The sequence below is a fragment of the Candidatus Defluviilinea gracilis genome, assembly GCA_016716235.1.
Taxonomy (GTDB): Bacteria; Chloroflexota; Anaerolineae; order Anaerolineales; family Villigracilaceae; genus Defluviilinea; species Defluviilinea gracilis.
In genome coordinates this window covers 1,042,875-1,054,968 of sequence record JADJWS010000001.1, presented here as the reverse complement: position 1 = coordinate 1,054,968, position 12,094 = coordinate 1,042,875, and the positions used below count along the sequence as shown (strand labels likewise).

The window sequence follows — 12,094 nt, the reverse complement described above, 5'->3', positions numbered from 1 at the left end:
TGAACATGCAACCCGCAATCCTGCCAACCTCCCAACAGCCCCAACCCAAAGCGAACAAACGCAAGCGTCTGGGCGTTGGTGAATGGATCGCTGAAATCGTCAAGTACGCGGTTTTGATCCTGCTCGCGATCACATTTGTCATGCCGTTTTACTGGATGTTCTCTTCGGCGTTGAAGAACGACGCGCAGGTGTATGTCGCGCCGCCCATCTGGTTCCCCAGCCCCGCCTTTTGGAACAACTTCCCCGACGCCTGGAATAGCCAGCCGTTCACGCAATACATGATGAACACGTTGTTCCTCTACGCCGTCCCTTATACCATTGGCGTGGTGTTGTCTTCCGCGATCGTGGCATACGGCTTTTCGCGCATCCAATGGAAGTGGCGCGATACGCTTTTTTATCTATGCCTTGCCACGATGATGGTTCCGTTTCAAGTGCAGATGGTTCCGTTGTTCATGATCTTCAAACAACTCGGCTGGATCAATTCCTTCCTGCCGCTGATCGTCCCCGCCTTTTGCGGAAGCCCCTACTACATTTTTATGCTCAGGCAGTTCTTCCGCACCATCCCCTCCGAACTTTCGGACGCGGCGCGGATTGACGGCGCGAGCGAGTTCGACATTCTCTTCCGCATCATGCTCCCGCTCTCGCGCCCCGCGCTGACGGTGGTGGCATTGCTCTCCTTCATCGGCGCGTGGAACGATTATCTCGGTCCGTTGATCTACGTCCACGACCAGAGCAAATTCGTGCTGGCGCTTGGCGTGGAAAATCTGCAACGCACCTTTTCCTTCAACAGCACCATTGCCAATGCCTATCCTTATCTGATGGCGGTCAGCACGCTGGTGGTCTTGCCCATCCTCATCATCTTCTTCTTCGGTCAGCGCGTGTTCATCGAAGGCATTTCGATGACGGGGTTGAAGGAATAGACATTATTGGAAATTTCTCTACCATACATTTTTCGGATTAGGACGCTGACCGCGAAGCGCGCAGAAAACGGAGATTTTTTCTTTTATCAGCGAAGATCAGCGTTTTTCAGCGTCCAAAAGGTTTTTGGTAGAGAATTGGAAATAACTGTCCCGAAGGCTTTTTTCCAGCAAGTCAAAAGAGAGTATCAGCCTTCGGGACGTTTGCTTTCATGAATATTGACATCGCAAAAATCCCCTTCACGCATTACGGTTCGTATCTTGCGTTTTCGATTCTCTCCGAAACCTCCGAGCGCAAAGCGGGGCTTTATCTGCGTTCCGTGCGCGGACCCGCCACCGGCGGGCGACCTATGCAGGAACTTTTACGGATGGAACTGCTCGCGGATGGGCAACCAATTCCGTTTGAGGCGTCAGCGGAGTCGCATCGGCTGGGATTAAGCGCGGGGAACGGCAAACAGGCTGAGGCTTGTTTTGAAGCGGCGGATTCCATCCGCTTTCGTTTGCGCGGCATTTCGATCCGCTTTTCGATGCCGGCGGGCGCGTACGATAACATTATCTCGACGGATGAAAATCATTGGCGGCTGACCGTCCATACCATGTTGGAGACCAAACTGGGATTCACCGCGCTGAAAGGGACGTTGGAAGTGGACGCGCCCTGGGACGCGGAACACTCGGAGCGCATCTCTATCACGCTCAAGCCTGATTCTAACCATGAGGGCGAATTCGCCGTTGATGAATCCACCGTCAATTGGCGGATGCGCGAACATTCGCTTGCGTTCGACGAGTGCGTTGCGCGGGTTGCAAACGAACTCGATGGCTTCATTGAAAAACTTCCCGCTGTGCCGGCACAGTACGAGCAGGCGCGGCGGCTGGCGGGATATATTTTGTGGTCGTGCGTGGTCGCGCCTGAAGGGCATCTTACCCGCCCAAGTATTTTCGCCTCCAAGAACGGGATGATCGGCAGTTGGAGTTGGGATCATTGTTTTCACGCTCTGGCGTTGGCGGAGAGTCACCCCCAGTTGGCGTGGGATCAGATGATGGCGCTCTTCGACCAGCAGGATGAAAGCGGCGCATTGCCCGACCTGATCAACGACCGACTGATCTCGTGGAGTTTTTGCAAGCCGCCCGTCCACGGTTGGATTTTGAATCGCATGGCGCAGACCAGTTCCATTTTGACGCATGAGCGCTTGGCTGAGATTTACGAGCCGCTTTCGCGCTGGACGAATTGGTGGTTTACCCAGCGCGACGACGACCACGACGGCATTCCGCAATGCAATCACGGTAACGACGGCGGCTGGGATAACAGCACGGTATTCGCCGCCTCGCCGCCGATCGAGTCGCCGGAGATTTCGGCGTATCTCGTTTTGCAAATGGAGTTTCTTGCCGACGCGGCGCGGAAACTTGGCAAGGCGGATGAGTCGGCGCAATGGCTTGCCCGCGCTGGGGAACTGACCGGGAAATTGTTGGATCATTTCTGGCGGGGCGATCGTTTCATCGCCGCGCAGGTGAGCGGGCATGTTGAAATTGAATCGCAAAGCCTGCTGTTGTTTATGCCGCTCCTGCTCGGGAAGCGCCTGCCGCAAGATGTTCGTGAGAAGATGATCGCGCGGCTCAAAGTTTCTGGCGAGTTTCTCTCCCCGCATGGGTTCGCCACCGAAAACATGAACAGTCCGTTCTATCGTTCACGCGGCTACTGGCGCGGACCCATCTGGGGCGCGCCGACGTTGATTCTGTTCGACGCGCTGATGGCGTGCGATGAGATCGAATTCGCCAACGAGATCTGCCAGCGTTTTGTGGATTTGGTCGCGCGAAACGGTTTTGCCGAAAACTTCGACGCGCAGACCGGGCAGGGCTATCACGATTTCCATTTTTCATGGACGGCGGGGATCTGGTTGATTCTCGCGCATGGGCTTCCGTAACGCAAGATGTATCTTGCAACGCGCGACAACACAAATTTTGCAATGCGAGAATTCAGACCATTAAAATGCAAAGCGCTTTTGAAATCGTTGGTCTCGATGCGCTCCTCAAGAGCCATTCGAGGCGGCTCGACCAACGCTTTGACTATAGGAGAACACCATGACAAAAAAACCGTTTGTTCACCCCTACATTCCCAACTCGGTCCCTGCCGTGAAGGAGGCGATGCTGAAGGCGGTGAATGCCGCAAGCGTGGAGGATTTCTACGCGGATATCCCCGAGTCGATTCGCTTCAAGGGCCGGTTGAATTTGCCTGAGCCGTTCCTTTCGGAGGCGGCGCTGGCGCGGCATGTGGAGGGCTTGCTGGCGAAGAATCAGTCCACGCGGGATGTGTTGAGCTTTCTCGGCGCGGGGTGCGCCCAACATCACGTCCCCGCCGTGTGCGACGAAGTGAACTCGCGCAGTGAATTCCTCACCGCCTACGCGGGCGACCCATATGAAGATCACGGGCGTTTTCAGGCGTTGTTCGAGTATGAAAGCCTGATGGGCGAACTGCTCAACATGGACGTGGTCAATGTGCCGGTCTATGACGGCTTTCAAGCCACAGCCACCGCGCTCCGCATGGCGGGACGGATCACAGGACGGACGATCGCGCTGTTGCCCGCAACGGTGATGCCCGACAACCTCTCGAAGATCCGCGATTACCTCAAGCCCGATATGCGGGTGGAATTGATTCCGTTCGACGAGGCGACGGGCTTGATGGATGTGTCGGCGTTGAAGAAGCAGGTCAACGCGCAGACAGCGGCGGTGTTCATCGAGAATCCATCGTATTTGGGATTCTTTGAAACGCAAGCCGAAGAGATTGGGAAGATCGCTCACGCGGGCGGCGCGATTTTCGTTGTCGGCGCGGATCCGATTTCACTGGGCGTGATCAGCCCGCCCGTCGAGTATGGAGGCGATATCGTCTGCGGCGACATTCAGCCGCTGGGCATCCATATGAATTACGGCGGCGGTCATGCGGGCTTCATCGCTTCACGGGACGAAGAACAATATGTGATGGAGTTTCCATCGCGATTGTTCGGAGTCGCCACGACCAGTGTGGAAGGTGAGTATGGTTTTGGCGATGTGGCTTATGAGCGCACGTCGTTTGCGGCGCGCGAAGAAGGCAAGGAATGGGTCGGCACGGCGGCGGCGTTGTGGGGTATTACGGCGGGCGTGTATCTGGCGTTGATGGGTCCGCAGGGCATGGAGGAGTTGGGGCGCGGAATCATGCAGAGGCTGAGATATGCCATGAGGAAACTGAATCAGGTGTCGGGCGTGAAGACGCGCTTTTCCGTCACGCCGCATTTCAAAGAATTTGTGGCGGACTTTAACGGGACTGGAAAAACCGTCGAGCAAATCAATCAGGCGTTGTATAAAAAGGGAATCTTCGGCGGCAAAGATCTGAGCGCGGAGTTTCCGTCGCTGGGGCAGTGCGCGTTGTATTGCGTGACTGAAGTTCACACGCAAGCCGATATGGACACGCTGGCAGATGCGATTGCGGAGGTAACGAAATGAAACACGAAACAAAGACTCATAGCGCGGCGAGAGCCGTTGCGCCCAAGCCCGCCCTGCGGCGATTTCATCAGGCGCGTTGGGATGAGCCGATTATCTTTGAGTTGAGCGCGGCGGGTCAGCGCGGAGTTCTGCCGCCCGAACCCGAAGCCGCGGTTGTGGAAGCCGCTGGCGATGTGTTCGATAATCTTCCTGCAAGTTTGAAGCGCAAGCGCGCGCCCGAACTGCCAGAGATGTCGCAGTTGCATGTGCTGAGACATTACCTGCGCCTCTCGCAGGAAAATCTCGGCGTGGATTTGAACGTGGATGTGGGTCAGGGAACCTGCACGATGAAATACAGCCCGAAGGTCAACGATCAGTTGGCGCGTTCGCACAAGTTGACTGAACTGCATCCGCTGCAGCCGCTGGAAAGCGCGCAGGGCATTCTTGAAGCGATGTATAAACTCGAAGGCATGTTGAAGGAAATCTCAGGCATGGAGCGCGTCACGCTTCAACCTGGGGCGGGGTCGGCGGCGATCTACGCCAACATCTCGATGATCCGCGCCTATCACGAAGCGCGCGGTGAAGCGGCGCAGCGCATGGAAGTCATCACCACATCGTTCTCGCATCCTTCCAACGCGGCGGCGGCAAAAGTGGCAGGCTACAAAATCATCACCCTGCCGCCCGACGCCGACGGCTATCCCGATTTTGAGGCGCTGAAAGCCGCCGTCTCCGAACATACCGCCGCTTTGCTGATCACCAATCCCGAAGATACGGGCATCTTCAACCCGCGCATCGAAGAGTTTGTGCGATTGGTTCATTCTGTCGGCGGGCTGTGTTCGTACGACCAGGCGAACGCCAACGGCATTTTGGGGATCACGCGCGCCCGCGACGCGGGCTTCGATGTCTGCCATTTCAATTTGCACAAGACGTTTTCCACGCCTCATGCTTGCGGAGGTCCAGCCGCGGGCGCGTGCGGGGTGACGAAAGAAGTCGCGCCGTTCCTGCCCACGCCGACCGTTGAGTTCGACGGCGAGAACTATGTTCTCGATTACAACCGCCCGCAAAGCATCGGCAAGATTCGTCCGTGGTATGGCGTTGCGCCCAACCTGCTCAAAGCCTACGCATGGATCATGAGTCTCGGCGCCGACGGTCTGCGCGAAGCGGCGGAGATCGCCGTGCTCAACAACAATTATCTGCTTCATCAGGTATTGAAAATCCGCGGGGTGAGCGCGCCCTACGCCAAAGGCAAACGCCGCATCGAACAAGTCCGCTATTCGTGGGAGCAACTCGCCGACGATACGGGCATTCACACCGACGACATCGGTTGCCGCGTGGTGGACTTTGGCACGCACTACTGGACGAGTCATCATCCCTTCGTTGTGCCTGAGCCGATGACGCTCGAACCCACCGAGTCCTATTCGCGCGAAGACCTCGACGAATACGCCCGCATCCTCAACCAGATCTCCGAGGAGGCATACACAAACCCCGAAGTCATCCGCGCCGCGCCGCACAACAGCACGATCCACAGGATCGACCAGGAATCGTTCGACGACCCCAAGGCGTGGGCGGTCACCTGGCGGGCGTATAAACGGAAATACAAAAAGTAAATACCCTCATCCCCAACCCTTCCCCCAAAGGGGAAGGGAGTTCCCTCTCCCTTTGGGAGAGGGCTAGGGTGAGAGAGCGATTCACAGACATGCACCGCATCGGACTCATCGTCAACCCTCTCGCTGGAATCGGCGGGCGCGTGGGGCTCAAAGGCAGTGACGGGATCGAGACTCAGCGCCGCGCGTTGGAACTTGGCGCAGTCCCGCGCGCGCCTCATCGCGCCACGTTGAGCCTGCTTGCCCTCCTCAAGCCTGATTCTCCGCTGATGGTTTTCACCGCTCCGCGCGAAATGGGCGAGACCTCCGCCAGCGAGGCGGGTTTCGCCCCGCGCATCGTCGGCGAGATTCATTCGGGCGCGACCACCTCCGCAGACACGCAACGTATCGCGCGCGAGATGACAACTCTCGGTGTGGACTTGCTCCTCTTCGCGGGCGGCGACGGCACAGCGCGGGATGTTTGCGCTTCCGTTCCAGCGGGCTTTCCGTGTCTGGGAATCCCTGCGGGCGTGAAGATTCATTCGGCGGTGTATGCCGTCAATCCGCGCCACGCGGGCGAACTGGCGCAACTCTTTTTCGATGGCAAAGCCCGCCTGCGCGAATCGGAAGTGCTGGATTTGGACGAAGAGTCCTACCGCGCGGGCAAAATGATTCCGCGGCTGTTTGGGACTCTGCATGTGCCGTATCGTCCGCTGTTGTTGCAGAATCAAAAGATCGCTAGTCCCGCGTCCGAGGCGCGTCAACTACAGGCGATTGCGGCAAACGTCATCGAACACATGCAAACAGACGTCGCGTACATCCTTGCGCCTGGCACAACCATCCGCGCCATCGCGCAAGCGTTGAATGTGGAGAAGACTCTGGTCGGCGTGGATGTGGTCTGCAACGGCAAACTCATTTTGCAAGACGCGACTCAGGCGCAACTGCTCGACCTTGTGAATGGAACGCCGGCGCGAATCATTGTCACCCCCATCGGCGGGCAGGGTTTTTTGTTCGGGCGCGGGGACCAGCAGATTAGTCCCGAAGTGATTCGCAAGGTCGGGCGCGAGAATATCATCGTCGTCAGCGCCTCCAGCAAATTGAATGCCCTGCGCTTTCAACCGTTACTGGTGGATACAGGCGATGAAATAGTTGACCAACTGCTCGCGGGATATTTCCCTGTGATCACGGGCTACAACGAGCAGATGATGTGCAAGGTTGGCGCGTAACTCTCTACCGTACATTTGCACCGCTAAACCCGCAAAGAACGCAAAGAAAACCTTCTTAACTTGGCGACCTTGGCGCGCTTTGCGGTAAAAATCTATCATGTACGGTAGAGAAGCGCGTAAAAGAAAAACGTCCCGAAGGTTTTCGTCAACCGCCAAAGTACCTTGAAACCAACCTTCGGGACAGCGCAAGATTTTCAAAAGGAGACCCCATGAAACGACTCGAAAACAAATGCGCCATCGTCACCGGCGGCGCGTCGGGCATTGGCAAAGCCACCGCGTTATTGCTCGCGCAGGAAGGCGCGGCGGTGGTGATTGCCGACATCAATCAACAGCAGGGCAAACAGACGGAGGAGGAAATCAACTCCGCCGGCGGACGAGCGCTCTTCGTTCCCTGCAACGTTTCCAAAGCGGAGGATTGTGAGCGCGTCGTGCAGACCGCCGTCGAAAACTTCGGCAGTCTCAACATCCTCTTCAACAACGCGGGCATCATCCGCCGCGCGAGCGTAACCAATATCTCCGAAGAAGATTGGGATCTGGTCATGGCGATCAACGTCAAATCCATTTTTCTGATGTGCAAATACGCCGTGCCGCATCTCGCCAGACAGGGCGGTTCCATCATCAACACGGGCTCGGGTTGGGGCATCAAAGGCGGACGCAACGCGATTTCATATTGCGCGTCGAAGGGCGCGGTGGTCAACATGACGCGCGCGCTCGCCATTGACCACGGTCCGCAAAACATCCGCGTCAACTGCGTCTGCCCGGGCGACACCGACACGCCCATGCTTCGCAATGAGGCGCAACAACTCGGTCAGGCGGAGGACGCGTTTCTGGCGGAGGCAAAGGAACGTCCGCTCAACCGTTATGCCCAGCCCATCGAGATCGCGCAGTCGGTCTTGTATCTCGCCAGCGACGAGGCGAGTTACGTCACAGGCGCGGTGCTGGCGGTGGATGGCGGCGGCACGGCATAGGGATTAAACGGCTCTACTTCGAACCATCCGAAACCGAAGATGTTCAAAATATTTTCTTTGCGTTCTACGCGCGCTTGGCGGTTCGAATTGGGTCTTGGTAAATGACACATGATAAACGACTGGGAAAACCCTCAACTGCAAGGACGCGGGCGCGAACCCGCTCATGCGAATTCGATTCCGTATGAGACGCAGGAGGAAGCGATTCGCGGACTGTGGACTCGATCCGCGTTTATTCGTTCGCTCAACGGGACGTGGCGCTTCGCCTTCGCCCCGAATCCTGATTCGGCTCCGAAAGATTTTCACCTCCCCGATTCCTCTGTGGACGAATGGGACTCGATCCAAGTCCCTGGCAACTGGCAATTGCAGGGCTACGACATCCCTTACTATACCGATGTGCAATTGCCCTTCCCGCCCGACGACGTGCCGCGCGTGCCAAGGGACGATAACCCGACGGGATGTTATCGCCGCTCGTTCGCAATTCCCGAAGAGTGGCATAACCGCCAAATCTTTTTGCGCTTCGATGGAGTCGACTCCGCGTTTCATGTCTGGGTGAACGGGGTCGCAGCGGGATTCAGCAAAGACAGCCGCTCGCCCGCCGAGTTCAACATCACCGCGTATCTTCGCGCAGGCGAAAACACGTTGGCTGTGCGCGTCTATCGCTGGTCGGATGGGACGTATCTTGAGAATCAGGATATGTGGCGGCTGAGCGGCATCTTCCGCGATGTGTATCTATGGTCGGCGCCGAACATCCATATGCGGGATGTGAGCGTGAATGCCGATTTGGATTCGACGTACACTGACGGCTTGCTCACGGTGGAGGCGTGGATCAAGAATCACGGTCAGAGTCGGGCTGGGGGGGTGGAATGCAGGTTTGAACTGCTCGACGCGCAGGGAAGGTCGGTTGCGCAGAATCAGGCATCGGCGGGGGTCGAAGCGGGCGCGGAGTCTGGGATGACGATTCAGGCGCGGGTGGCGAATCCGCAGATGTGGTCGGATGAAAGCCCCAGTTTGTATACCGCGCTTTTCCAGGTATTCAAAGACGGCGAACTGCTGGAAGTTCAATCGTGCCGCGTTGGGTTTCGTAAAGTGGAAATTCGCGGCGGGCATTTGTTGTTGAATGGCAAACCCGTTTTGATCAAAGGCGTGAACCGCCACGAGCATGATATGACGACGGGACATGTTGTGACCGAGGAATCCATGCGGCGCGATCTGGAATTGATGAAGCGCTTCAATATCAACGCCGCGCGGACATCCCACTACCCGAACGCGCCGCGCTGGTATGAATTGTGCGACGAGTATGGCATTCTGCTGTTTGCCGAAGCGAACATCGAATGTGACGGCGCGCTTTCGTATCTTTCCAAAGCGCCCGAATGGCGCGAGGCGTTTTTGGCGCGGCTCGAACGCATGGCGCGCAATTATCGCAACCATCCGTCGGTGATCGTGTGGTCGTTGGGGAATGAGTCGGGCTTTGGCGAACATCACCGCGCCATGGCGGAATGGATTCGCGCGTTCGATCCGTCGCGCCCTGTGCATTATCACCCCGCCGGCTCCGACGCGGCGGTGGACATTCTCGCGCCGATGTACCCCAGCGTGGACGACATTGTTGCGCTGGCGCAAAAGGACGACGCGCGACCCATCATTATGTGCGAGTACGCGCATTCGATGGGCAACGCGGTTGGAAATTTAAAAGAGTACTGGGATGCGATCGACGCGCATCAGCGTTTGCAGGGCGGATTCATTTGGGACTGGGTCGACCAGGGCTTTCAGCGCGTCACGGACGACGGGCGGAGTTGGTTTACCTATGGCGGCGATTTCGGCGACGAGCCGAACGACGGCGCGTTCTGTTTGAACGGCTTGGTCTTTGCGAACCGCGAGCCGAAACCCGCCTTATGGGAATACAAGAAGATTCTTCAGCCTGCGCGGGTTGAATTGCTGGATGAGGCGCAAGGCTTGATTCGAATCCACAACCGCTATTTCTTTTCATCGTTTGAACATCTGCGCTGCGAGTGGACGTTGACGACAGGCGGCGCTGCGATTCAATCCGGCGGGTTGGATATAGCGTCCATCGAACCGCAATCGAGCATGGATGTGAAAGTCCCGTTTGCGTTGGTGAATGAGGTATCGTCTGCGCGGCTGGAGATTCGTTTGATGCTGGCGCGGGATACGCTCTGGGCGAAGGCGGGGCATGAAGTGGGGTGGGAGCAGGTGGAGGTGGAAGGTGTGAAAGGGAGAGATTGGAGATTAGAGAGTGGAAAGTGGAAAGCGGGGGGCGGTTTATCATCCACGGTCAAAGTATCTGAAATCCAGGATCAAATCATTGTTTCGACACTCGACGCGCAAATTGTTTTCCATCGTGAGAGCGGCAGACTCACTTCGCTTCAACAAGACGGGCGTGAATTCATTTCCATGCCGCCGCGTTTGAATTTCTGGCGCGCGCCGACGGATAACGACATCGGCACATACGGGCGCGAGCGCATGATGTTCACGTGGAAAGATGCGGGCTTGAATCGGCTGGAAGAGAAGATTCAATCTGTGCGCTGGGAACAGACTGAGGCGAGTCAGATGCGCGTTCGCGTTCAATCCAGCATCGCGCCGCGCCGCGCCGAAGGGCGCTCGCTGTGGTGGAACTGGCTTCTCAATCAACTCGCGCTCGTCCTCACACAGACGTGGAACGAGCAGGAGTTGAGTCGGATCGCGGATGAACTCGGCGTGAAGTATTCCGAACTGGCAGGCGTGAAGAAATGGCAACGGGTGAAAGAATTGCTGGAGGTATGCGACAAAAGCGGAAACGGCTATCGATCCCTGCAAGTGATCGGGCGCTGGCTCGACCAGACCGACCCCGATGTCTTCGAGTCGGTCAAGCATCGCCTGACGCGTTTGCGTTCGCTGGATGAAAAACAGTTCGAGCATGAGTTCCGCCTGCGCGACGATTTTCATTTTGACTGCGAAACCGAATACGCAGTAAGCGCCGATTCCGAAATTCAGATCGCGACGCGCATCGCGCCTGTGGGCGAGGTCGCCGCCCTGCCGCGCATTGGCTACCTGCTTGCCCTGCCCGCCGAATACGACGAGTTCTGGTGGTATGGGCGCGGTCCGCTGGAGACCTACCCCGACCGACAACAGGGAATGAGAATGGGCGTCTTTCATGGAAAAGTGGATGAACAGTTCATCCCGTATGGTCGTCCACAGGAGACGGGCAACAAATCGTCCGCGCGTTGGGCGGCGTGTGTGAATCGGGATGGGTATGGCTTGCTGGCGTACAGCCCCGAACCGCTCAACGCGGGCGCGCTCCATTACACCGCGCAGGATTTGGAGTCGGCTCGTCATCCCGTGGACTTGGTTCGCCGCCCTGAGGTTTTTCTCACTCTTGATTTCCGCCATGCGGGTCTGGGCAACGCCAGTTGCGGACCAGGCACACTGCCGCAATACGTTCTCCAACCCGCAGTGGGCGAGTATCGTTTATGCTTGCGCGCGATCTCATCGAAGGATTCGATTCTTTCTCACCGCGGAGTTGTGAACTGATGTTACGCCGTTGATGTCGATTTGGTCCTCGTAATGCGACATTCATGTCGCCCTTGCGCAAGACCAGCCTCAAGCGCGAGCTAGCGCCGATGAAAAATTTAACCGAGCAATCCTTACCCGTTCTTTTGAATCACGGAGACCCTTGAGAAATGCTCATTTTCTCTGTGTTGGCTGTGGCAAAAATGACTTTCGCAAGAGATCTATTGGCTTGTCTCAGTGTTTCCGTGACTCAGGAGTTCGGCTTATTACTCGATTAATTGTGAAAAGAACAATATCCCGCGTTACAAGGATTATTGCGTACCCTCAGCGCCTTTCTCTCCTTATGCAGTCTGCCGCAGAGCCACAGAGACGCCGAGAAAGTTTTTTATTTTTTCCACCTACCCCGAACGTGATGCGCTCTGTTACTTATTCAGGCGCATGGGGCAGCC

7 protein-coding genes are annotated in these 12,094 nt (G+C 57.0%); all 7 read left to right on the top strand.

Annotation, left to right across the window (positions count from 1 at the left end; translation table 11 throughout):
• The first annotated feature begins 5 nt into the window (after positions 1-5).
• A complete protein-coding gene (locus IPM31_04895) occupies positions 6-920 on the top strand; it encodes a carbohydrate ABC transporter permease (GenBank protein ID MBK9006312.1) in 915 nt (304 codons plus the stop codon).
• 209 nt (positions 921-1,129) lie between these two features.
• Positions 1,130-2,836: a hypothetical protein gene (locus tag IPM31_04890; protein ID MBK9006311.1), complete on the top strand. Its 1,707-nt coding sequence runs from the start codon at positions 1,130-1,132 to the stop codon at positions 2,834-2,836.
• 157 nt (positions 2,837-2,993) lie between these two features.
• Positions 2,994-4,388: an aminomethyl-transferring glycine dehydrogenase subunit GcvPA gene (gene gcvPA / locus IPM31_04885; protein ID MBK9006310.1), complete on the top strand. Its 1,395-nt coding sequence runs from the start codon at positions 2,994-2,996 to the stop codon at positions 4,386-4,388.
• Entirely contained in the window at positions 4,385-5,974 is a 1,590-nt protein-coding gene (gene gcvPB, locus IPM31_04880) for an aminomethyl-transferring glycine dehydrogenase subunit GcvPB (GenBank protein MBK9006309.1), read from the top strand. Before gcvPA ends, gcvPB begins: the two co-directional genes overlap by 4 nt.
• 89 nt (positions 5,975-6,063) lie before the next feature.
• On the top strand, positions 6,064-7,176 hold the full coding sequence (locus tag IPM31_04875; GenBank protein MBK9006308.1) for an ATP-NAD kinase family protein: 1,113 nt from the start codon (positions 6,064-6,066) through the stop codon (positions 7,174-7,176).
• Positions 7,177-7,385: 209 nt separating this feature from the next.
• On the top strand, positions 7,386-8,144 hold the full coding sequence (locus IPM31_04870) for an SDR family oxidoreductase (protein MBK9006307.1): 759 nt from the start codon (positions 7,386-7,388) through the stop codon (positions 8,142-8,144).
• A 108-nt stretch (positions 8,145-8,252) separates the two neighbouring features.
• Positions 8,253-11,666 (top strand): DUF4981 domain-containing protein, encoded by a 3,414-nt coding sequence (locus IPM31_04865; GenBank protein MBK9006306.1) that lies wholly within the window; start codon positions 8,253-8,255, stop codon positions 11,664-11,666.
• The last annotated feature ends 428 nt before the right edge of the window (positions 11,667-12,094 follow it).